This window comes from Sorangium sp. So ce385 (assembly GCF_051474135.1).
Classification (GTDB): domain Bacteria; phylum Myxococcota_A; class Polyangia; order Polyangiales; family Polyangiaceae; genus Sorangium; species Sorangium cellulosum_D.
Genome location: NZ_CP150337.1, coordinates 11,324,064 through 11,346,157 on the forward strand (window position 1 = coordinate 11,324,064; position 22,094 = coordinate 11,346,157).

The following is a 22,094-nucleotide window of genomic DNA, read 5'->3' on the forward strand; positions in this document are numbered from 1 at the left end:
GCTGGATCGCCGGCCGCGTCGCGCGGGTCCGCCTCCTGGTGCTCCGGCGCGACGGCTGGGATCCGCGCGCCGGCGCATCCGCGCGCGGGCGGCAGCCGCGGGTTCCAGCTGCAGCGAATTTTCCATGTACGCTCCACATCACCCTCAACCTGGTTGGGTGCGCGCCCTCAACCTCGCGCCCTCAACCTGGTTGGGTGCGGGTTGGGTTCGTGCTCGGGTCGGGTGCGTGCTCGTTGGCGGGCCAGCCCCCCGTCGGCACGTCCTGGACCGCGCTCCGCATGGCCGACGGGCGCCCCCGGCGGACGGGCTCACCGGAGCGCTGGGACGCGCCCCGCCGGGCGTACCGCCGCCCGGCGACCCCTAGGGCAAGCGCCTCGTGTGCATCGACGGCGACCGCCGGGCCGACACGCCGGCGCCGCCGCGACGGTTGCATCCTTAGTAAAATATTTTTACCATCGCGGCGCGCTGACGGTCTGGGTGAGATGGCGCCGCGAACACCATGAATGAAGTTTTCCCCCGGAGGCGTTATCTGCACCGGAGGTGCTCGCGAACTCGATCGATGATTGAAGTTTTTGCCCCCTGACCTCGTCTGCGCCCCGTTGGTGTTCGCAGGCTCGCTCGGCGGCTAGGTGTGTATTGACATCCAGCCATGGAGCTGCGATGTATGGGCTGAGCTTGCCCTTACCTGACAGGAGACGTCGGATGTCGATGAGCATGAAGCTGATGAGTGCCGTGTTGATGAGCGTCGGCATTGGCTTTGCGGGCGCTGCGTGGGCCGCGGGTGGGGCTGCGGATGTCCCCGCTTCTGTTGCCGAGGGGAAGGATTTCGGTTGCGGCGCAAAGGGACAGAAGGCCTGTCCGATGCAGGGCTGGATGAAGACGGTCATGCAGTCCGCGACCACGAGCGGCGACGGCGCAAAGATCGCGTCGGCGCTGGAATACGTCGCGTCGAAGCCGCCGCCCGGGATGCCCAAGTGGGTCGCCATCTCGAAGGAAGGCGCCGAGAAGGCCAAGAAGGGCGACATCGACGGCGCCAAGGCGAGCTGCAAGACCTGCCACGATCTGTACAAGGCGGAGTACAAGGCGAAGCTCCGCGACGCCGCCTTCTGAGGCGTCTCTCTCTTTCTTATCCTCGCCTCTCCCTCCTCGACCCCTCGCGCCCCGCGCGCGATCTCCTGCCGCCCTGGCCGCAACCGCTCGCCAGGGCGTGCCGCGACCGCTGTCACCCGAAACGCTGCTCGTTCGGCCCTGGCCGCCGATGGACCGGGGCCGTGGCTCGGTCCGCGGGCGTGGGCCGACGCTGCCCGCGTCGCCGCTGCTCCTCCGGGCGCGCCGCCGCGCGCCGCCCGCGCCGCTCAGCAGGCGTTGCCGCCCGCGGCCGCGCAGATCTCCTCGGGCGCGAGCGTCCGGCCAAAAACGCGGAGGCTGTCGAGCAGGCCGTCGAACTCGTCTCCGCCCGAGGGCTCTTCCGAGCCGATGAAGATGGGCTGTTCGCCCGAGGCGAGCACCGCTCCCGAGGAGCTCCGGTCGACCTCGACGCCGTTCACGTAGAGGCTCTGCGTCTGACCGTCGGAGAGACACGCGATGTGCGTCCACTCCCCGGGGACGACGGCATAAGGCACGTTCCGCTCGACCCCCATGGTGCAGCGGATCTCCCCGCTCGCCATCAGGAAGATCGAGGGCTTCCCGCCGCTGTCGATCAACGCGTATCGCCCGCGCTTCGGCAGGGAGGCCGGGTTGATCCAGACATCGATGGTCATCGCCGGGGCCGCCCACGCGGCATCGTGGCGAAACCGGAGGCTGCTCTTCCGCGTCACCCGGAGCGCCTGGCCGCCCTTGCCGGGCTCGTAACTCAGGTTCTCCGCCTGCTCCGGCTTGAAGCGATGCTGCGAGCCGTCGCCGGGATCCCCCTCGAACGCGAAGCACGCGATCAGCGACGGATCCGCCGCGTCGCACAGCGCGCTCGGCTCCTCCGCGGGCTCATCGACCGGCTCTTCCGCGGGCTCCTCGGCAGGGACCTCGACGGGGTCTTCGGCGGGCGCGTCCACGGGCGGCACCTCGGCGGGAGCTTCACCGATGTCTCCGGCGGGCTCCTCGACGGGTTGCTCCGGTCGTGGCTCGGCTCGCTCCGGCTGGCGTGTGCCCCTCGTGTCGAGGGCGCAGCCCGGCAGCGACAGCAGCAGAGCGGCCATGCCGGCCAGACAAGTTGGAGACCGGCGAGAGAAACAAATCATAGTGCGTCTCCTGCGGCCGGCAGCCTATCCCAAACGACCGCGCCATGTCACCGAGAGTCGTACGAGACTTCGATCGACGCAGCGCGCTCATCGGGCCCGCGCGGCGCGCCGGCCGAGCCTCTCCCCCTTTCAGGTTGCCTGAGGCGAGCCGGGGACCGGACAGCCTCTCTGTAGTACCGGTCTCTGGGACATCGAGAGCATAACTTTTCATTGCCATGCAGGGAGAGCTCATGATCTCGACGGGGCGCCGTTCTCGGTGATGGGCGACCCGTACATCGCGGAGCGACCTGTTCAACTCCAGCGGACGATGATGTACGCTGTCACCGGATGTCGAGGCACCCTTCAGGTCGCGCCGCAGGACCAGCGCTTCGAGCGGGCTCGCTCGCCGCGGCGCTCGTCTGTCGCTGCGGCGAGGCGCTCGCCCAGCCGGCGGCCGCCCCGATCCCGGAGGAGCCGGCGCCCGTCGAGCAGGGCCCCGGGCGGGCGCCGGGGCTCCGTGGCGGGGCGCCTCTGCTCCACCTCGGCGCGCGCGACAACGCGCTTCGCACGAGCCGATTCGGCTGGACCACCAGCGCCACCACCGACGTCTTCGGCCTGGGCGGCGAGCTGTCCAGGGTCGACGGCGAGCGCGCCGGCATGTCCTTCTCGCTCGCTCCTCGGTACTCGTTCGTGAGCACGAAGGAGCACTGGGCCTGGGTGGGCACGGACGTCGCGCTGGCGCTGGAGCTCACGGACAGCGACGTCTCCGGAGAGGACGCCGTCACCCTGGCCGACCTGCCCCTTCAGGCCGCGTACAACTACACCTTCTTTCAGGACGGCAGGGGCCTCGTCCTGCTCGGCGGGCCCCGGCTCGCCGTCGTGCTCCCGACGTCGGCGGCGAGCCGGAACATCGGCGTCTATGCGCGCACGCGGCTCGGGCTCGGCGCTCTCGGGAACATCCGCCTGCTCGAGGGGGCGTGGCTGAACGGGGTCTTCTTCTCGGCCGGCGGCGGCTGGGAACACCTGTTCTCGCAGGCCACCACGCCCGTGCACGAGGACGCCCACCTCCCGCGGCCAGCCCCGTCGGGCGAGGTGCGCCTCGACGACCAGCTCTCGGGCCGCTTCCTGGAGCGCGATCGGCTCTCCGCGGGGCTGAGCTCCTGGGTCAACGTCTGGGGCGACCTGTCGGTCGGCACGACATGGGGGCTCGGGGCCGGGTTCCGCGATTCGCCGCTCGACGGAGGCTGCGTCGAGACCTCGACCGGATGCGTGCCCGTGGAGCCGCGCGGATCGTCGACGGCGACCATAACGTACACCACGTTCGGGGTGTCGCTGAGCTACCCGGCCGCGGACATCGCCTGGTTCGAGCTCGGCTACGACAACACCGCGTCCACCCTGGCGGAGGACGGACAGCGCCGCTCCTTTTTCCACAGCCCCGGAGCGCAGCTGTACCTCACGATGACCCTGTTCCTCGACAGCCTCTACGCGGAGGCGACGGCGCCGCCGGCCGAGCAGCAGGCCGCCGCGCGCTGAGGGCACGAGGGTGAGGCGATTGACGTGTGATTTTCGTGGCCGCTGTGGCTTCATGGACGTCTCCGGGCGATCGGCGCTTGGAGCACGGTTCGACCCGACAGGACTTTCGTGCAAAGGCGCCCCATGAACACCAGGATGGCTGCGCTCGATACCGAATGGCGCCCCGGACGCCCGACTCGGCGGCGCGCCGTGGCCCTGCGGCCCTTCCTGCTGCTCGCGGCAACGTGGGTTTCGGAGGGCTGCGACAAGGATGCTTCCGGGGTGCCTCCAGCGGAGACGCCGGATGGCGACGGCGGCAGCGGCGGGACGGCCGTGCCGGGGTGCGCGCCCGGCGAGCTCGCGACGGCCTCGGGGTGCGAGCCCGCGGGCATTCCGCCCGAGGCCTGCGGCGCCGGCTTCACGCCGGGCGACCGCGCGTGCGCGCCCGTCCTGCCGCCCGCGCCCTGCGCCGCCGGGACGATGGCGGTGCCGGGAGAGACGGCCTGTCGCGAGGTCGCGCCGTGCGGCGAGGGGGCGTGGGGCGACCTCCCCGTGGACGAGCAGACCCAGTTCGTCGACGCCGCCTACGCGGGGGCCGACTCCGACGGCAGCGCGGCGAGGCCCTGGACGACCGTCGGCGACGGCGTCCTCGCGGCCGCGCCCGGCGGGGTCGTCGCGGTCGCGGCGGGGACGTACGCAGAGGACGTGATCGTCGACAAGCCGGTACGGCTGTGGGGGATATGCCCGGCGATGGTCGAGATCGCCGGGGTGGGTCCGGACACGAGCGCGGCCATCACGGTCGAGCCGGGCGCCGACGCGGCCGAGATACGGGGCGTCGCGGTCCGCGGCGCGGGCGCGGGCATCGTGGTCTCCGGCGCCAGCGGCGTCGTGGTCGACGAGGTCTGGGTGCACGGCACAGGCGCCCAGGGCGTCAAGGTGCACAACGAGCACGGCCCGTCGCAGCTCACCGTCCGCGGCTCGCTCATCGAAGAGGCCCATTCGGTCGGCGCCCACAGCAGGGGGGCCGAGCTCGTCCTCGAGTCGTCGGTCGTGCGGGGCACCCTGGAGGTCGGCGAGTTTCGGGGATCGGGCGTCGCCGCGAACCGCGGAGAGGGCAACGCGCCGGCCTCGATCGCGGTGCGCGCGTCCGTCATCGAGCAGAGCCGTGGAACCGGCGTTTACGTCATCGCCTCCGAGGCGATCGTCGAGGAGAGCGTGATCCGCGACGGCATCGGGATCGACGACGAGGCCGCGGGGATGGGCGTGCTCGTGCACCGGAACACCCAGGGCCAGCCAGGCGAGGCGGCCATCCGGCGCAGCGTCATCGAGGGCAACGAGGAGGCGGGGATGTTCGTCCAGGGCTCGTCCGTCATCGTCGAGGACACCGTCGTGCGCGACACGCGGCCTTACCCGGGAAAGCTGCGGACAGGGTGGGGTATCTATGTCGTCGCCGACATCGCGGCTGGACTGCGATCCGAGGCGACCTTGGAGCGCGTCGTCGTCGAGCGAAGTCGTGACGTGGGCGTCGCGCTCTTCGGCGCCGACGGCTCGCTCGATGGCGTGCTCGTGCGCGACACCCTCCCGCGCGACATGGACGGGAACCACGGTATCGGGCTCGCGGTCGCTTCCGGCAACGAGCTCCACGGCCGCGTCACGGCGCGCGGCGCCGCCATCGAGGGGAGCCGCACCGCGGGGGTCTTCATCGAAGGGGCCGAGGCGACGCTGGAAGGGGTCGCGATCCGCCGCACGCTCCCGCGCGCCTCGGACGAGCGTTTCGGCCGGGGCATCGCGGTCCAAGGCCTCGACGCGCAGGGCGCGCCGGGCCGCCTCGAGCTCCGGTCGTCGCTCGTCGAGGACAGCGTCGAGACGGGGCTCTCGATCATCGGGTCGACGGCCACCCTGGAGGCGACGACCGTCCGCGGCACCCGGAGCTCGTCCAACGGGCTCAAGGGGAACGGCGTCACGGTGAGCAAGGACGTCGACGACGCGGAGGTGACGTTGACCGGCGTGCGCATCGAGGAGAACGACGGCGCGGCCGTCGCGAGCTTCGGCGCCTCGGTCTCGCTCGAGCGCACCACGCTCGAGTGCAACTTCATCGACCTCAACGTGGAGACGGAGCTCGGCACCGCGGGGACGATCACGGACAGCGGTCAGAACCAGTGCGGCTGCCAGGGCGTGAGCATCCCGTGCAGGGCCAAGAGCGAGGGGCTCGCGCCGCCCGAGCCGCTCCCGCCGGCGCTGGAGCCATGAGTGAGCTCCGCGTGACCGCGTGAAACGGATCAGCCCGCGGGCACCACCGTAGGAATTGCGAGGAAACGCAGCCCGCCTTGCCTCATCGAGGCTGGCCGCACGCCGGGCGCCCGCTCCCGAGATCGAACGAGTCCCCCGCGCTCAGCACGTGGAGCCGCACGTCAAAGAGGCTGAGCACGCGGTCGCCCTCCTCCTCGCCGAGGTTCGTATGGCTGAGATTGCGTCCGTCGACGACGTAGACCGCGCCTGTTCCCAGCGCGCGCAGGCGGCGATCCGGCTCTATCGCGGCGGCGGTGTCCTCGTCGATGCCGATCCCGAGCAAGCGGGGGTTGTGGGCGACGGCGCCGAGCAGACGGCCGAGCCTGCCGCGCTGGGCGAAGTGCTGGTCGACGAGGAGGTCGCGCACCAGCCCGAGGCCGGGCGCCATGCGCACGGCGCCGCGCACCTTCGCGGACTCCTCGCCCGCCCCGCCCACGAGCATCGTCTCGCTCATGACCGAGGCGCCGGCCGAGGTGCCCGCGATGGTGCCGCCGCGCCGGTACACCGCGCAGATCGCGTCGGCGATGCGGCTGCCCCCGAGCTTGCTCGTGATCTTGAGCTGATCGCCCCCGGTGAAGAACACGCACCCCGCCCCCTCGAGCATCCCCAGCCAGCGCGCCTCACCGGCGTCGCCGCGCTGGGCGATGTCGAGGTGCGCGACCTCGGCCGCGCCGAGCGCCCGGAAGACCCGCTCGTACTCGACCCAGAGCTCGCCGGCGACGTCGCTCGCGACCGTGGCCACCACGATCGGCCGCCCGCCGGCGCGCGCCACCACGTCGCGCAGGATCTCCCGCTCGCCCTCCTTGTCCTCGTGTCCCCCGATGAGCACCAGCGCGCCGCCCGGCCCGCCCGCCGGAGGCTGCCTGTCCGGCCCTTCAGCGTTCCCTTGGCTTCCGACCATGCAGCTCGACCTTTCGATTGCTCCGCTCGAGGAAGCGCTCGATGACCGCAAGGCGCCCCCCCTTGACCATGCGGCGCCCCCGCGCGACCACCTCGACGATCTCCAGGGATCCCTGCTCGAGCACGACCACGTCCGCGTCGTGGCCGGCCCGCAGCGCCCCTTTCCTCGGCAGCTTCAGGATCCGCGCCGTGTTCGACGTGACGAGCGGCAGCGCGCGCTCCAGGGGAAAGCCGTGCTCCCGCACCACCTCGCGCAGCTGCTCGAACAGCGTGCGCGGGCTCGGGATCGAGGCGTCCGACGAGATCGTCAGTCGGGCGAGGTCGCCGCCCTCCTCGCAGAAGAAGCGCAGCCACCGGCCGAGGTCCTCCTCGACGGTGTCGACGTCGACCGTGACCCCCTGCCGCGTGAGCGCGACGGCCTCGCGCATCAGGCCCTCGTCGCGCTCGACGTGCGTCGGGTAGAGCCACCCCGGATCGACGTCGTGCTCGGCGATGAGCCGGCGCAGAGGCTCGAGCCGCCTCGGCCCGTCGCCCACGTGGAGGTGGGTGATCCCCGCCTTGCCGGTGAGGATGCCCCCCACGTATGCGTCGCTCGCGAGCCGCGCGAGCTCGGCGAGCGACGGCTCGGTGCTGCGGAGATCCGAGATCGCCACCTCGCCGGCCCCGATGACCTCGTCGACGAGGAGCATGTCGCGGCGCACCGTCCCCGTGAGGGTGACGGGCGGCACGTCGTAGCCGCCCGAGTAGAGGTACGCCGACAGCCCCTCTTCCTTGAACGCCTTGGCCTTCGCCAACAGGCCCGTCATCGTCTTTGTCGTCGTGTCGACGCCGAGGCACCCCACCACCGTGGTGATGCCCGCCGTCACCACCTCGTGCAGCGCGATCTCGGGCGTCTGCGACGCGAATCCGCGCTCGCCGCTGCCGCCGAGCAGGTGCTCGTGCGGATCGAGCAGCCCGGGGATCACCATGCAGCCGCGCGCGTCGATGACCTCGACGTCGACCCCCAGCGCGGCCAGCGCGCGGCCGTCGACCGGACCTACCTTGAGGATGCGGTCGCCGGCGAGGAGCACCGCCGCTGCGCCGATCGGCTCCGGCGCGAGGACCTCCCCGCCCTCGATGAGCACGAGCATCAGACGGCCAGGAGCGCGTCCTCGCGGCGGCGCGCGCGGAGCCGGGTCCCGGACCGGAGCTCGGGCACCGCGTTGACCGCGACCGCCCCCATCCGGGTGAGCATCTCTTCCATCGCGGGCGCCTCCTCGGTGAACAGCACGATGACCTCGCCCGGCTCCGCGGTGGCGAGCGCGTGCTCGATGGCCTCGTGCTCGTCCGGGATGACCTCGCACGCCTGCCCGGGCCGCACCTCCGCCACGACCCGCTGCACGAGCGCCGGGAGCTCCCCGGGCGCGCGGCCCCGACGGTCGCCGTCGTCCTTGGCGAGGACGCGGTGGAAGCCGCCCTTGGCGATCTCGCAGGCGCACGCCTCGAGCAACGCGTTCGAGCGGTCGCCGGGCAGGCTGACGATGGCCGTGAGCCGCCGCCCCTCCCACTGGGCCGCGAGCGCGCACGTCGCCTGGAAGGCGCCGGGGTTGTGGCCGTAGTCGACGAGCACGTAGCTGTCGTCGAGCTGGTAGAGGTTCATGCGGCCGCGGTTCTTGCCGCACGCGTCGAAGGTCCGGAGGGCGCTCTGGATGGCGTCGACCGGCACCCCCTGGGCGCGGCACGCGGCGATCGCCGCCATCGCGTTCTGGACCTGGAAGAGCGCCGCGCCCGCGAAGGTCGCCGGGATCTCCGCCGCTCCGACGATGTGCCGCTCGCGGGTGCCCTGGAGCTCCACGATGGATCCGTTCTTCAGCGCGTAGCCCGTCCCGCCCTGGGCGACGTGGGCGCGCAGGACGGCGTTCGACGGATCGAGCGCGAAGAACACGATGGCTCGCGACAGCTTCGTCATGCGGCGGTGCTGCGGGATGGCGGCGAGCAGCGGGTCCTCCGCGTTGAGCACCAGGGTCCCGCCCTCGCGCACCCGCTCGGCGACGACCATCTTGATCCAGAGGAGATCATCGACGCTCTCGATGCCGTCCTGGCCCAGGTGATCCGGCGAGATGTTGGTCATGATCGCGACGTCGGACCAGTCGTAGCCGAGCCCCCGCCGGACGATGCCGCCGCGGGCCGTCTCGAGCACAGCGACGTCCACCGTGGGGTCGAACAGGATCGTGCGGGCGGACCCAGCCCCCGTGGTGTCGCCCGCCTCGATGCAGCGGCCGCCGACGTAGATGCCCTCGGTCGTGGTCATCCCCACCGTGGCGCCCGTCGCCCCGAGGATGTGCCCGACCATGCGCGTGGTCGTGGTCTTGCCGTTGGTGCCCGTGATCGAGATGATGGGAATGCGCGAGGGCGCGCCCGGCGGATAGAGCATCTCGACGATGGCGCCGCCCACGTCCCTCGGCTTCCCCTCGCTCGGGTGCTCGTGCATGCGGATGCCCGGGGCGGCGTTCAGCTCGATGATCGCGCCACGGCCGATGGGCCTCGCGATGTCCTCGGCCACGAGGTCGATCCCGCAGATATCGAGATCGATGGCCCGCGCCGCGCGCTCGCAGAGGCGGGCCGTGTCGGGGTGGATCTCGTCGGTGACGTCGCGCGCGATGCCGCCGGTCGACAGGTTGACGCTCTCGCGCAGGAAGAACCGCTCGCCGCGCGCCGGCACCTCGTCGAGGGAGCGCCCCTGCTTGGCGAGGCAGGCGCGCACCACGTCGTCGACAACGATCTTCGTGAGGACGCCGTTGTGGCCGTCCGCCCGGAGCGGGTTCTCGTTCTCCAGGGCGATGAGCTCGACCACGGTGCGCTGCCCGTCGCCCACCACGTGGGCCGGCAGCCGCTCGCTCGCCGCGACCACCCGCCCGTTCACCACGAGGACGCGGTAATTGCGCCCGCTCACCATCTCCTCGACGAGGACGCGGGGGCGGTGGGCGCGGGCGATCTCGAACGCCTCGCGCACCTGCGCCTCGGTCCAGAGGTTCAGCGACACGCCCTTGCCCTGGTTGCCGTCGAGCGGCTTGACCACGACGGGCGCGCGCAGCTCGCCGAGCGCCCGGGCCGCCTCGCCCGCCATCCTCACCACGATCCCGCGCGGCGCCGGGACGCCGGCGCGCTCGAGGAGCTCCTTGGTGAGCTGCTTGTCGCCGGCGATCTCGACGGCGACGAAGCTCGTGGTGGAGCAGGTGGTGGCCTGCACGAAGCGCCGGTGCTTGCCGTAGCCGAACACGAGGAGGCTCTCGTCGTTGAGGCGCGACCAGGGGATGCCGCGCTTCTCGGCCGCCTTGACCACGGCGCGCGTGCTCGGCCCGAGCGCCGTCTCCTCGGCCACCCGCGCCGCCTCCTTGACCTTCGCGTCCACGTCGAACGGCTGGCCCTCGAGCACGGCGGTGACGAGCTCGAAGGCCGCCTCGAGCAGGAGCCGCATGGCGGCCTCGTTCTCGAACTCGACGACGACGTCGTAGAGCCCGGGCGCCCCGGCGTAGACGGTCTTGCCGTAGGTCACGCCGATGCCCGCCGGCTCGCTCAGCTGGAGCGCGACGTGCTCGATGATGTGGCCCCAGTAGGTGCCTTCCCGGAGCCGCTCGACGAAGCCGCCCGGCTTGCCGCGCGAGCAGTGGTGCTCGCCGAGGCCCGGCAGGAGGGCGAGCAGCCGGTCGACGAAGCCGGGCACCTCGGCGCTGCTCGTCTCGGCGAGGTCCTCGAGATCGAGGGTCATGCGGAGGACTGGCCAGCTGGCGAACACGTTCGGCCCGTGGAGCGTACGGAGGGTGATGATGCGCATGGGTCTAGCTCGGCTGTGTGGGTGTCAGTCAGCAGCGATGATCGGTCTTCTCTCGAGCAGATCGAAGCTCCGTCCGTGAGGGAGCGAGTGCAGGGTGACCCCGGAGAGCGTGATGCAGCCTCCCGGCCCGGTGTCCACGGCGTCGTTGAAGGAGGCGCAGCCGGCGTCGACGATGGTGACGGCGCCGCTCCCGATCACGGTGGCGCGGTGTCCCTCGACGGCGATGGCGGTGTCCTCGTCGATGCCGACGCCGAGGTAATGGGGGAACAGCGCGATGACGGAGAGGAGCCGGCCGATGCGGCCGCGCTGGGCGAAGTGCTGATCGATGATGACCCCGGGCAGGAGCTCGAGGCCCGGACCGGTGCGCACCGCCCCCGCCCGCGGGGATCGGGTCTCGCCCTCGACGATCATCGTCGACGACATGACCGCGGCGCCGGCGCTCGTGCCCCCGACGACCATCCCCTCCTCGCAGCGCCGGTGGAGCATCGTGTCGACCCCGGTGCCGCCGAGTCGGTTCATGATCCGGAGCTGATCGCCGCCCGTGAAGAAGGTGCCGGTCGCCCGCTCGATCTGCCGCATGGCGGCCTCGTTGCGCGCGTCGTCGCGGGCAGCGATGGTGAGCACGGTGACCTCCGATGCCCCGAGTTGCTGGAAGATGTGCTGGTAGAGCTCGCCGACCACCTCGGGCGTCTCGCTGGCCGAGGGGATGATCACGATGCAGGCGTCCTGACCGCCCGCGAGGCGCACGAACTCGCGCAGGATGGCGCGCTCCCCCTCCTTGTCCTCGGCGCCGCCGATGGCCAACAGGCGCGGAAAGCTCGTCGCGGGGACCATGTCCAGGAGCTGACCCGCCCTCGCAACGCCTGGGCCAGGCAGCCGATGCCTGGTTTCGTGCGTGTTTCAATGGGGTGGCTCGATCTGCACCATGGCAAATTGCCACAGGGTGGTCGATTGCCCCTCTCCGCTTCAGCTGAGTCTGGCGTCCTGGCTCAGCCGTAGCTGGCAATCCAGCAGACCGTCGTGCCTTTGCAGACGTACCGCGCCAGGCCTGACTGCCGATCTCCTGCTCGCCGGCCCGCCTCAGCCCGGCGTGCGCTTGGCGCGGCGGAGATCCGCGGCCGCGCCCTTCCCCTCCTCCGGCTGGCACGTCGGACAGTAGATCGCGTCGTACCCGTGGACGCTCGCGCGGCGGAGCTTGTCGCCGCAGCGCGGGCACGGCTGGCCCGGGCGCCCGCGGACCTTGAGGAAGTCGCGGAGCTTCTCGTCGAGCGCCGGCGCCCGCCGGGCGATGGTCCGGGTCGCGTCGCCGAGCACGCGGGCGATCGCCGCGTGCAGGCGGTCGAGCTCCTCCTCGGAGAGGCCCGTGACCGTGGCCTTCGGGTGGATCTGCGCCTCGAAGAGCACCTCGTCGGCGTACGCGTTCCCCAGCGAGTCGAGCGCCGCCTTGTCCATCAGGAAGTCCTTGACCAGGCCGCGCCGCCCGCGCGCGGCGGCGCGGAACGCCTCCTGCGTGAACACCTGCGGATCGAGGACGTCGAGACCCACGCGCTCGAGCCCGGGGAGCTTGTCGTATTCGCCCCGCGCGAGCACGTAGACCTTGCTCATCTCCACCTCGTCGCGGACCCTGAGCTCACGCCCGTCCTTCAGGGCCAGCGAGAACGCGAGATCGGTCGGGACCCGCGTCTCGCCCGGCAGCGTGATCGAGAACCGCCCCGCCAGCATCGGGGCGACCACGAGATCGAGCGCCCGCGCCCCGGCGAGCTCGAAGACCACGGCGTGCGACCGCCGCGTCACGCGCCGGATCTCCGCGCCCGGCAGGAGGACGTCGAGGCGCTCCGGGAGCAGGACGCGCAGCACCACCGGGCTGTCGGCCCGGGCCGAGGCCACGGCCGCGCCCGCGAGCTCGCGCGCGAGGATCGGGACGACGTACTCCAGGTCGGGTCGCTCCGGCACGACCCCAGAATACCCATCCCGCCGCGGAGGTCGCGTGCGACCTCCGGTCGGACGAAAAGAAATGAGGCGGCGAGCGGCTCAGGCGCTGATCCGCGGAGCCTGCTCGCCGCGCGCGGCCTCCCGCCCCTCGCCCTCCTCCGGCTGCCGATCGCCGTGGGCCGCGAGCTCCCGGCCGCGCGCGAGCGCGTACACGGCGCGGATCCGCGCCGCCGCGAGGGCGGGACCCGGCTCCGGGTTGAGGAGCACGGCGCCGTCGTCGAGCTCCAGCGCCATCGGGATCACGCCCCGAGGCTCGAGCGCCGCCCGGAGCTCCTCGAAGGCGATCGCGCCGTTCACCCGCTCCCCGCGGCCGGGCGGCGGCGCCTCGATGCGCACGAGATCCTGCCCGCCGTCGCCGAGGAGCTCATCGTAAAGGGTCGTTACTCCCGGCACGAAGGCGCTGTGGACCATGAAATAGTTCTTGATGCGCTCGGTGCTGACGAGGCTGAGCCGCAGCCGATCGGGCCCGGCGAAGCCGCACTTGCCGGCGTCGAGGAGGCTCCGGACGTGCTCGCCCTTGGCCACCGAGGAGAACTCCGCGAGCACGTGCAGCCGCGCGCCGTGCGCGAGCTCGCCGCTCTCCAGCGCCCGCGCGAAGCGGATGAGCCGCATCGCCGTGCGCGCGTCGCGGTCGAGCCCCTCGGGCTCGCTCAGGAACACCGCGGCGGAGGCCGGCGCCCCGCGCGCCGCGCAGCGCACCGCGAGCGACGCGAGATCATGCCCGTGCTGCGTGTACACGGTGGCGCTGCCGCCGCGCGGGAGGGCGAGCCTGGCCCCGTCCTGGCCCGGCGGCGCGCCGTCCGGCGCGGGGGTGATGCCGAGCGAGGCGAGCCGATCGGCGAGCGGCATCCGCTCGTCGCCGCGCTCGCCGAGGACCAGCGTCACCTCGATCCCGGGGACGAACTGCGCGAGCGCGTGCAAGAGCGACGGCAGCGCGGGGCTGTACCCGACGATCAGCACACGATCGAGGCGGCTCTGGCGCGGCGAGAGCGTCGCCGCCCACGCCCGCGTCGCGCCTGCGCCGTCCGCTGCCGCCGCGTCGTTCGCCGCCGCCATCGCGCCGTCCGCGCGCGCCCCCGCGCCGTCCGCCGCCTCGGCGGGCGCGATCCCCCGGCCCATCAGCAGCTCCCGCCCGTAGCGCCGGAGCGGCGCGTAGGTGGCCGACACGCCGATGAGCCCGCGGAGCCGCCGCGCCGGCACCCGGCCCGCCCGCGCGCCGAGCGCCCACGCCGGCGACCCCTCGGGCGGGTCGAGCAGCGGGTTCAGCCACTGCACGAGCCCCTCCGTCGACACGAGCTCGCCCGCGCGGCGCTCCGGCGCCGCGTCGCCGAGGAAGACGCCCGCGAGGATGACGTTGCTCTGGCAGGCCGCGCGCGCCATGCGCGAGAACGAGATCTCGCCGCCCGGCCCCTCGCCGAGCGCGGCGACGGTGCGGACCGCCTCCTCGCCGAGGAAGATGTGCGTGTAGAACTCCGACCCGTCGGCGGTCATGAGGTCGGTGTAGAGCGCCTCCACGCCCGGCGTGATCAGGTGCTGGCACAGGAAGAAGCCGAGGAACCGCTGCATGTCGAGCGGATAGGTCCCCGGCCCGCCCACCGCCTGGAGGAGATCGCGGTTCTTGCTCTCCTGCACCTCGACGAACACGTGGCCGCGCCGGTTCTGCGTCCGGAACGACGAGAGGGCCATCGCCGTCACGGCGTCGGCGTCGGGCCCGGCGTCGGGCCGCGCGAGGATCAGCGCCCGCTTCGCCCCGGCGGCGCCGACGAGCCCGAGCGCCTCGGGCTGCGCGCTGTCCCCCTTGCGGTAGGCCACCCAGCGCATCCTCGGCGCGTAGAGGTACGCGGGCGGGTCGTCCTCGGTGCCGAGGAGCGCCATCCGCGGCAGCGCGTGCCGGGTCGGCGGGGGGCCGCGGCGGACGAGCCACACCCAGAGCTCCGAGAGCCGGATGCTGCGCAGCGCCCGGTGGCGCTCGTACAGCCGGACGAACTCCTGCACCAGCATCTCCGCCTCGTGCACCGGCCCGATCACCAGCGCGTGCCCGGCGTAGCCGACCGGCCGCCGCCGCGCCGCGCGCACGACCTGATCGACCACGTTGGCGCCGATGCCGATGATGAACGACGTGATGAAGACGCCCACCATCGTGAGGCCGAGCGACAGGATCGCGACGACGGGGTGCACGTGGAGGTTCGCGACGAGGTTGTCGGCGCTCTCGAGCTGCCGGAACGACCACCAGATCCGGTCGAAGAAGGTGGTGTCGGGGACCGGGCCGCGGCCGTCGTAGTCGTGGGAGATCGCGAGGTGGCTGAGCAGCACCGAGGCGCCGAACGCGAGCCCCCAGACGGCCAGCGTGACGAGCCCGAACTGCTCGAGCAGCTCGCGCCGCGTCATGATCGCGTAGAGGTCGATCGCGATCTCGCGCGTGAAGCGCAGGAGCAAGAAGAGCCGCGAGAGCCGCAGCACCGGCAGGGCGTGGGCCGCGTGCGCGTCGAGGAGCCGCTCGAGCGGCAGGAAGCTGAGCCAGGCGATGACGTCGAAGGCGAAGAGCACGACGTCGAGGCGCGATCGCTCGCGCCCGCGCTGCCGGAGGAGGGCGGCCCGGAGGACGAGCTCCACGCCGAAGATCCCCAGGAAGTACGGGCGGAGCTGGTCTTCGAGGCCCGGGACCGGCAGGACCGAGACGAGGATCAGGAGCGAGAGCGCGGCCTTGACGGGGCGGGTCTCCAGCCCGCCGGCGAGGCGGAGGAGCAGGGGCTGGCGGGGCGCCATGGGCGCGAGGATAGAGGAAACGCGCCCTCGCGCGGCCGCTCAGGGCGCCGCGCTGCCCGGACCGGCGTTGGCGTGCTCGTAGAAGCGGTTCGCGGGGTAGGTGCCCGCCGTGGAGCTGTAGGGGCGATCGACGGTCGAGGCGTGCCAGGGAGCCTCCGCGCGGATGTGGGAGCCGAGGGTCGAGTTCCGGATGACCGCGTGGCCGTTCGGGTAGACGCCGCCGGCCACGTTCGCGGCGTACGTCGTGAGGTCGCTCTGCCCCTCGTCCCAGGCCCGGCCGAGGTAGACGAGCCCGTCCGGCGTGCCGGCTTCGGCGGTCAGCTCGCTGTCGATGATGAGGATGCCGTGGTCGTTGCGGGCGTCCGTGCTGGGAGCGACGATGTACCCGCCCTTGCCGCCTTGGCGCGCGGTCAGGTACCTGATCGTGCAGCCGTCGAGCACGAAGGTGCCGCGGCCGAAGATGAAGTCCACGTCGCCCTCCACGTGGCAACCCTTGAAGTACGCGCGCGACACCGTCGCTGCGTTCGGCGTCTTCACGTAGAGCGTGTCTTGATTGCCGAGCAGGCGCACGTTCTCGAAGATCAGCCGGTCGGCCTGCGTCATCAGCGCGACGGCCTGCGTGCCGCCGGACAGGGCGCCCTCGTCGGTGTCGTTCGCGATGGTGAGGTTCTTGGCCCGAAAATCGTCGGCGTACGCGGCGAAGGTCGCGCTGCCGCTGGTCCCGTAGGTCGTCCCGCTCAGGTTCGGGTTGCAGGGGTTCGCGGGGGAGCCCGCCTGCTTGGCCTTGCCGTTGTAGTTGTCGTACGCGATGACCGTCCGGCTGGCGTCGGAGCTCTTGCTGTACAGCGTGATCGGCGGGGCCGACGCCGGCACACAGACCACCTCGCGGTAAGCGCCGGCCGCGACCTCGATGTAGATGCGGCTCGTCCCGCCGGCGGCCACGGCAGCGTCGATCGCGGACTGCACCGTCCTGTGGGAGCCCCCGCTCGCGGCGACCCTGTACGTGGGCGTGAAGCCGCCGACATCGCCCGCGCCCGCGGTGGGATCCCAGGGGTCGGTCACGAGGCCCGACGCGAGATCGCCGGCCTTCTCGAGGTGCTTCAGGACGGTATGGCTCGCCGCCTGCGCGCTCGTGAGCTGCGGTCGCGTCGCGGTGCTTGCCGCGGAGCCGCCCGCGCCGGAGCTGCCCGCGCCGGAGCCGCCCGCGCCGGAGCCGCCCGCGCCAGCGCCGCCTGCGCCGGAGCCGCCCGATCCGGTCATGTCGCCCGTGGAGCTGCTCACGGGGCCAGCGCCCCCGTCCGACGAGCCGCCAGCGCCGGAGGACGAGCTGCTGGAGGCGTCCGGAGTGGCTGGACCTCCACCCGAGGAAGACGCGTCTGTCGGGCCCCCGCCGCCCGAATCGTCGCCGCCGCACGCGGGGAGGCCGAGCGCGATGAGCACGAGAGGGAGCGAGAGCATCCGACGGGAATTGCCGGTCATATTCACCGTTCGACCTTGCCTTTGCCGAGGTTGCGAGGATCTCTGGCGCTGCAAGACACACACCACGCGGCGCGACGCCGCGCGGGGCCGCCCGCCGTGTCCACTCCGGGTTGACACAGTTGACAGCTGCGCGTGACAGCGCCGCCGGCGCGAGTCGCGGCGCGCCTCATGTCCCCGGCGGCGCCCAGCGGCGCACGGTCGGACGGCCGAAGGCGTAGAGGGCGTCGAGCGTGCGGCGCGGAGGCTCGAGGAGGTAGGTCGCGCGGTGAATCGACCACGCGTGAAAGACGCACGCATCCCCGGCGCGCAGGGCGACGCGCACGGCGTTCGGCATGTCTGGCGTGGCCCGCCCGGCGCCTCGGCGGATCCGGAGCTCTTCCGGGGTGTCCCAGCGGGCGTGGGACCCAGGGACGATCTCGAGCCGGTCGTCGTCTTCGAGCGCCACCCGGAAGTGCACCGAGGTCGTCGTCGCGACGACTGCGCGCTCGATCTCCGGATCGGGCTGGCCGAACTGGCTGTCTCGATGCCAGTCCCCGTCCCAGTCATGCCTGGTCTGCTCGTGGTAGTAGTGGGCGTCCTTCAGGCGCGGCGTGTCTCCCTCCTGCGGACGCGCGAGACCGGAGAGCAGCTCGCACACGCGCGGGGAGCCGACGAACGCGGCGATGAGCTCCAGCGCGCGCGGGTCGTCCTGAAAGCAGACGATGCCGTCGGTGAGGAGCGAGATCCTCGGGGTCGAGTGACCCGTCTCCCGGGAGAGCGCTCGAGCGTGCGAGAGCGCGACGTCGCACGCGCGACGGAGATCGGCGCGTGTTGCCGTGTTGAGAAAGGCGGGCGCGACGAAGAAGCCGTGCGCGCGGAAGGCGGCCACCCGATCGATGGTCGAAGTGCTCATCATGACCTCGCGGCAGTGGATCCCGCGAAGATCACTCAATGGACGGTCCGAGGCCCACGCATCGCCAGCGCGACGAGGGGATCGTGGGGAAACGGCCGCGGGCGATGAGGGCTCGATACGACGAGACACGCGAGCCGCCCCGCGATCTCGAACGTCGCGAGCGCGGCCGGCGCGCCGAAGTACGCGATCGGCACGAGATCGACGCCGCGCGCGGGCGCCGGCGACGAGCGCTCGTCGAGGATCCGCGCGAGGGCCCTCTGGTAGCTCTCGCCGGTCCTGGCCATCCTGGCCCGAACGTCCGCGCGCAGCTTCTTGTGGTGGTGACGGTTCCCCATCGGGCCTGTCCAGGTGATCTGCCGAGATCGATCCTTGTCGGCCGGCACCGACGGAAACGGCAGCATCACGAGCCAGGACCCCGAAGGGCAGCGCCCTCTTCGCACCTCGCGCGAGCCGTGCCGGCGGCAGGCGAGGAGCCGGGCTCGGAGCAGCCCGATAGGCGCAGTATTCGCCGGACCGAGGCCGCTGTCAACGCACGTCAGAGGCTCACGCCGATGCCCGCCCGGAGCCGGGCGGCCAAGGCAGGGGCCACCTCGGCCTCCCCGCTGCCCGCGCGTCGCTGCTTGAGGACGTACGTCTGTGCTCCCCCTTCGAGGTGGAGGTAAAGCCCTCGGACGAGGTCGACGGTGACGCCGGCGCCAGCGCCGAACGCGCCGGCGAGGCCGTGGCGGTCGGGGGCGTCCCCGCGCGTCTCGAACTGCTGCCTCATGACGGCGAGGCCGAGATCCACGCCGACGCCGACGGTGATCACGGGGAGGTCCCATGCGTGGGACAGGCGCACGTCCAGGCCGAGCTCGTCGTTGCGCGCCGTGAGGCCCTCGTTCTGGAATCCGCTGCGGCACGCGCTGAGATGGGGCGCGATGCCGAGTTGCTGGAGCTCGATCCGGTAGCCGACGAACCCGCCGTGACAGAGCGAGTCCCCCGCGACGAGGGGCGTTCTGAGCTGATAGCCGGCCACGGGCCCGTGCGCGGCCTCGCGGACCCCGCCGCCCTTGCGCACGAGCCGGGCGAACATGACGCGGCTCAGCCGCTCGTCGCCCACGTCGATCGTTTGCCCGGCCTCGGCCTCGATGCCCCCTTCGAGGAGGAAATCGGGGCCTCGACCTCGCACGAAGTAACGGCCAGGCCGGAGGCTGATCGTCCGCGTCGCGTCGTTCGCCCCGACCTCCGCCGCCACCGGGCCCTCGCTGGCGTCTCGCATCACGAGGTACGACCTGCCGCGCGGGAACCGGAGCACGCCCCGGAGCGACGCATGCACCGGCAGCTCGGTCAGGATGAGCTTGCCTTGACCGCGGAGGTCGTAATGGAAGGTGGGGTGTTGCGCGCCGGCCCACGTGCGGCTCGTGGCGCGCAGGGTGCTCTCGTACGCGTGGCGGTACGCCTCCTCCAGGGAGACGGCCCCGTCGCGATCCGCGTCGGCCGTCCCGAGCAGCCCCGAGACGAGCGCGTGGGTGAAGAACGACCCCTTGAGCTCATCGGACTCCTGGGCGTCCTCGTTTCCGGAGCTCGACGTGAGGGTCACCATCCCTTGCCCGGCGAGCCGCTGGTCCAGCTTGATGACGAACGGGGGCGCGCTCGTGCCGCCCTTGACGCGCGTCAGCGCCCCCGAGCGGCACGAGTCGACGATCAGGAGCCGCGCCGAGGCCGCCGAGCCGCGGACGAGCTGCTCGAACTCGGTCAGCGAGAGCCGCGTCGGCCCGAGGTGAAGGGCGTTCGCGTCGGCGTGTCCGGAGTAGTAGACGAGGTAGAGGACCTCGGTGTCCGGGCTCGACACGGCCGCGCGGACGCGGTCGTTCATCGCGATGAGCGTGCGCCTCGCGGTGTCCGCGCGCTCGCTCCGCAGGAGCACCAGGTTCGCCGGGGGGAAGGCGCCGAGGTCCTTGAGGACATCGTACATCTTCGCCGCGTCGTCCTCCGCGTAGCGGAGCTCCACCTCGCCCTTCTCCCCGGCGTTGTTGCCGATGAGCACCGCGAAGCGCTCGATACGGGCCTCGGCGGGGACCGCCCAGGCGGCGGTGAGACCACACGCTGCGGCGGCGAGCGCCGCGAGGCGACCGAGGCTCACGGCGATCCCGCGACCTTCTCCGCCGTGAGCATGTCGACGTCGCAGCCCGGCGGGACCGAGAGCGCGTCGGGGTTCGCCGCGAGCGCGGCCCGGAGCGGCTCGACCGCGATCGCCTCGGCGCAGAACACCCCGTAAATCCGCTCGGTGCCGAGCGTGCCGTCGAGCACGGTGCTCTGCGGCAGGGGCGCTTCCCGGCCAGGCTCGATCCGCGCGGCGAGCGGGCCGCTCGGGTAATACACGCTCACCTGCGACGCCCCGTCGACGCTCAGGATCGCGAGGTACCGCGCCTCGGCGCTCGTGGTCGTGAACTGGAGCGCGTCGCCGGGCAGGAGCCGCTCTCCCGCGCCGCCGGGCAGGACCTGCTCACCGCGCTTCACGTAGAAGCCGAGTCGCTCTCCTCCCTTGATGCGCTCTTTGGGGATCTCCACGTCTGCTCCCCGCGGCGCCGCGTTGAAGCGGAAGAAGAGGAGCACCGCCGCCGCGGCGGCGAGCGCGCTCGCCGCCGCGGGCGCCAGCCATCGGCGCCGCGGGCGCGCTTCGGCCACGGAGCGGCCCGCCGTGGCGCCTCGATCGAGCCGCAGGGGCGGCGCCGACGCCGCGAACGAGGCGCGCGCCGCCTCCATCTCGGAGAGCCGCGCCGAGCACCGCGAACAGCCAGCCACGTGCGCGCTCGCCTCCTGCGCCGCGGCCGCGTCGAGCTGGCCCGCCATGAGCTCGTCGAGCTTCAGCTCCGAGAGGCACCCTCCGGGTCGCGCTGGCGTCATGGACTCGAACTCCCTTCTCTCATCCGGTCGGAGAGCGTGGCCTTGAGCCGCTCCAGCAGATTGCCGACGTGCCGACGGGAACAGCCCATCACGCGCGCGATCTCCTCGTGGGTCATCTCATCGGAGTAGTAGTGGACGGCGACCTGCGCGAGGTCGACCGGGAGCTGCGCGAGGAGCTCCCGCGTGAGGAGAGCGTGCTCGGCGGACGCCGCCACGCTCTCCTGCTGCAGGGGGGCAACGTGGGTATCGAGGAGCCGCAGCCGGTTCTTGCGGTCGCGGATGCGGTTGAGGCAGGCGTGCGTGGTGGCGCCGTAGAGCCAGCCCACCATCGGGCCCTTGCCGTCGAGCTGCCCGGGCTCGCCGAGCAGGGAGGCGAAGACATCCTGGAGGATCTCCCGCGCCTCCTGCTCGCTCCCGAGGAGCCGCCGCGCCCGGCGCAGCACGAGGTGCCCGTGCTGCCGGTAGGCCGCCTCGATCAGCGACACCAGCGCCACACGATCGTCCACGTCCGGGCGTGTACCACGATCAGTGCCAGTCCGGATACTCCAAATCTTCCGACGGGGCCATCCGGACGGTGAGCGTCGCGTCCGCCCCCTCCGCGGAGGGGCGGGCCTTGAGCTTCCCGTCATAACCGATGCAGGCGTTGTGCTCCGCCTCCGTCGTCGCCACGGCGTCGCAGGCGTCGAAGGCCGCTTGCAGCTCCGCGTCCACCGCGCCTCCGGGCTCGCGGGGCCACACCTCCATGACGTGGTATCCGGGGGCGAGCCGCCCGCCGAAGAAATTCGACCACAAGCCACCTTCGGCCATGTCACCCTCGACGTACACGATCACATGGTTCTCATCGACGCCGAGCGAGGTGCGCTCCCCGGCGGAGGCCTCGTCGAGCGCCGCTTCGACGGTGGCGATGCCGACCCTCGTGTTCTCGAAGATGAACTCGCTGAAATCGTTGAGCGCTCTCTCCGGCGGGGGCGCATGGATCGACAGCGTGAAGCTCGCGGGAAAGCTTCCAGTCGCCGACGCCCGGACGGGGATGATCCGGCTGCCGGAGTCCGTGTCGTCGGCGTTCCAGACCAGCACGGCCTCGACCGGCCCCGCCGGCGCGACGCCGAGCTCATTGACGATCGTGCCCTCGAGCGTCAGGAGCGCCTCGCCGGGATAATCGGAGCCCACCTGTGCGTCGCCGCACGCGGCGAGCAGGAGCGGAAGAGCAAACGAGAGGATCGAACGAAGCTGCATGACACTTCTCCTTGGTAAAAGGACAACGAGCGATGGTGAACGCGCGGGCCAGCCGTCCGCGAGAGGGCGATGCGCGCAACGCTGCCGTCGCCGCCGTGGGGCGGTCGTCGTCGCC

Annotated in this window: 17 protein-coding genes; 3 read left to right on the forward strand and 14 right to left on the reverse strand. The window is 72.2% G+C overall.

Annotation, left to right across the window (positions count from 1 at the left end):
• The first annotated feature begins 708 nt into the window (after positions 1-708).
• Complete coding sequence (locus tag WME83_RS41450) at positions 709-1,110, forward strand: hypothetical protein (protein ID WP_437315226.1); 402 nt, start codon at positions 709-711, stop codon at positions 1,108-1,110.
• A gap of 245 nt (positions 1,111-1,355) precedes the next feature.
• On the opposite strand, the gene WME83_RS41455 is transcribed toward WME83_RS41450, so the two are convergent.
• The gene (locus tag WME83_RS41455) at positions 1,356-2,192 is read right to left on the reverse strand and encodes a LamG domain-containing protein (RefSeq protein WP_437315227.1); all 837 of its coding nucleotides are present in this window, start codon (positions 2,190-2,192) and stop codon (positions 1,356-1,358) included.
• A gap of 369 nt (positions 2,193-2,561) precedes the next feature.
• Here WME83_RS41455 and WME83_RS41460 point away from each other — a divergent pair, with 369 nt between their 5' ends.
• Positions 2,562-3,746, forward strand: coding sequence for a hypothetical protein (locus tag WME83_RS41460; RefSeq protein WP_437315228.1), 1,185 nt, complete (start codon positions 2,562-2,564; stop codon positions 3,744-3,746).
• Between the two features lie 261 nt (positions 3,747-4,007).
• On the forward strand, positions 4,008-5,975 hold the full coding sequence (locus WME83_RS41465) for a hypothetical protein (RefSeq protein ID WP_437315229.1): 1,968 nt from the start codon (positions 4,008-4,010) through the stop codon (positions 5,973-5,975).
• A gap of 82 nt (positions 5,976-6,057) precedes the next feature.
• On the opposite strand, the gene WME83_RS41470 is transcribed toward WME83_RS41465, so the two are convergent.
• The 13 genes from WME83_RS41470 to WME83_RS41530 form a co-directional block, all read right to left on the reverse strand.
• Complete coding sequence (locus tag WME83_RS41470) at positions 6,058-6,915, reverse strand: cyanophycinase (protein ID WP_437315230.1); 858 nt, start codon at positions 6,913-6,915, stop codon at positions 6,058-6,060.
• On the reverse strand, positions 6,890-8,044 hold the full coding sequence (gene iadA / locus WME83_RS41475; protein ID WP_437315231.1) for a beta-aspartyl-peptidase: 1,155 nt from the start codon (positions 8,042-8,044) through the stop codon (positions 6,890-6,892). Before iadA ends, WME83_RS41470 begins: the two co-directional genes overlap by 26 nt.
• Positions 8,044-10,728: a cyanophycin synthetase gene (cphA, locus tag WME83_RS41480; protein ID WP_437315232.1), complete on the reverse strand. Its 2,685-nt coding sequence runs from the start codon at positions 10,726-10,728 to the stop codon at positions 8,044-8,046. Before cphA ends, iadA begins: the two co-directional genes overlap by 1 nt.
• 24 nt (positions 10,729-10,752) lie before the next feature.
• Positions 10,753-11,562, reverse strand: coding sequence for a cyanophycinase (locus tag WME83_RS41485; RefSeq protein ID WP_437315233.1), 810 nt, complete (start codon positions 11,560-11,562; stop codon positions 10,753-10,755).
• Positions 11,563-11,808: 246 nt separating this feature from the next.
• Positions 11,809-12,681, reverse strand: coding sequence for a DNA-formamidopyrimidine glycosylase family protein (locus tag WME83_RS41490; RefSeq protein WP_437315234.1), 873 nt, complete (start codon positions 12,679-12,681; stop codon positions 11,809-11,811).
• Between the two features lie 78 nt (positions 12,682-12,759).
• Positions 12,760-15,486 carry a hypothetical protein gene (locus WME83_RS41495; RefSeq protein ID WP_437315235.1) on the reverse strand — a complete coding sequence of 909 codons (2,727 nt, stop codon included), beginning with the start codon at positions 15,484-15,486 and terminating at the stop codon, positions 12,760-12,762.
• A gap of 39 nt (positions 15,487-15,525) precedes the next feature.
• Positions 15,526-16,767, reverse strand: a complete 1,242-nt coding sequence (locus tag WME83_RS41500; RefSeq protein ID WP_437315236.1) for a pectinesterase family protein — start codon at positions 16,765-16,767, stop codon at positions 15,526-15,528.
• Positions 16,768-17,131: 364 nt separating this feature from the next.
• Entirely contained in the window at positions 17,132-17,860 is a 729-nt protein-coding gene (locus tag WME83_RS41505) for a phytanoyl-CoA dioxygenase family protein (protein ID WP_437315237.1), read from the reverse strand.
• Positions 17,861-17,892: 32 nt separating this feature from the next.
• Positions 17,893-18,192: a hypothetical protein gene (locus tag WME83_RS41510; RefSeq protein ID WP_437315238.1), complete on the reverse strand. Its 300-nt coding sequence runs from the start codon at positions 18,190-18,192 to the stop codon at positions 17,893-17,895.
• A 200-nt stretch (positions 18,193-18,392) separates the two neighbouring features.
• Complete coding sequence (locus WME83_RS41515) at positions 18,393-19,979, reverse strand: caspase family protein (protein WP_437315239.1); 1,587 nt, start codon at positions 19,977-19,979, stop codon at positions 18,393-18,395.
• Entirely contained in the window at positions 19,976-20,743 is a 768-nt protein-coding gene (locus WME83_RS41520; RefSeq protein WP_437315240.1) for a DUF4384 domain-containing protein, read from the reverse strand. Before WME83_RS41520 ends, WME83_RS41515 begins: the two co-directional genes overlap by 4 nt.
• Positions 20,740-21,249: an RNA polymerase sigma factor gene (locus tag WME83_RS41525; RefSeq protein ID WP_437315241.1), complete on the reverse strand. Its 510-nt coding sequence runs from the start codon at positions 21,247-21,249 to the stop codon at positions 20,740-20,742. The genes WME83_RS41520 and WME83_RS41525 overlap by 4 nt, the downstream gene beginning before the upstream one ends.
• Positions 21,250-21,268: 19 nt before the next feature.
• On the reverse strand, positions 21,269-21,979 hold the full coding sequence (locus WME83_RS41530) for a hypothetical protein (RefSeq protein ID WP_437315242.1): 711 nt from the start codon (positions 21,977-21,979) through the stop codon (positions 21,269-21,271).
• Positions 21,980-22,094 lie beyond the last annotated feature (115 nt).

Coding starts and splice junctions, on each gene's coding strand:
- WME83_RS41450 (WP_437315226.1), top strand. CDS start 709: ATGAGCATGAAGCTGATGAGTGCCGTGTTGATGAGCGTCGGCATTGGC.
- WME83_RS41455 (WP_437315227.1), bottom strand. CDS start 2,192: ATGGCCGCTCTGCTGCTGTCGCTGCCGGGCTGCGCCCTCGACACGAGG.
- WME83_RS41460 (WP_437315228.1), top strand. CDS start 2,562: ATGTCGAGGCACCCTTCAGGTCGCGCCGCAGGACCAGCGCTTCGAGCG.
- WME83_RS41470 (WP_437315230.1), bottom strand. CDS start 6,915: ATGGTCGGAAGCCAAGGGAACGCTGAAGGGCCGGACAGGCAGCCTCCG.
- iadA (WP_437315231.1), bottom strand. CDS start 8,044: ATGCTCGTGCTCATCGAGGGCGGGGAGGTCCTCGCGCCGGAGCCGATC.
- cphA (WP_437315232.1), bottom strand. CDS start 10,728: ATGCGCATCATCACCCTCCGTACGCTCCACGGGCCGAACGTGTTCGCC.
- WME83_RS41485 (WP_437315233.1), bottom strand. CDS start 11,562: ATGGTCCCCGCGACGAGCTTTCCGCGCCTGTTGGCCATCGGCGGCGCC.
- WME83_RS41495 (WP_437315235.1), bottom strand. CDS start 15,486: ATGGCGCCCCGCCAGCCCCTGCTCCTCCGCCTCGCCGGCGGGCTGGAG.
- WME83_RS41505 (WP_437315237.1), bottom strand. CDS start 17,860: ATGATGAGCACTTCGACCATCGATCGGGTGGCCGCCTTCCGCGCGCAC.
- WME83_RS41510 (WP_437315238.1), bottom strand. CDS start 18,192: ATGGGGAACCGTCACCACCACAAGAAGCTGCGCGCGGACGTTCGGGCC.
- WME83_RS41520 (WP_437315240.1), bottom strand. CDS start 20,743: ATGACGCCAGCGCGACCCGGAGGGTGCCTCTCGGAGCTGAAGCTCGAC.
- WME83_RS41530 (WP_437315242.1), bottom strand. CDS start 21,979: ATGCAGCTTCGTTCGATCCTCTCGTTTGCTCTTCCGCTCCTGCTCGCC.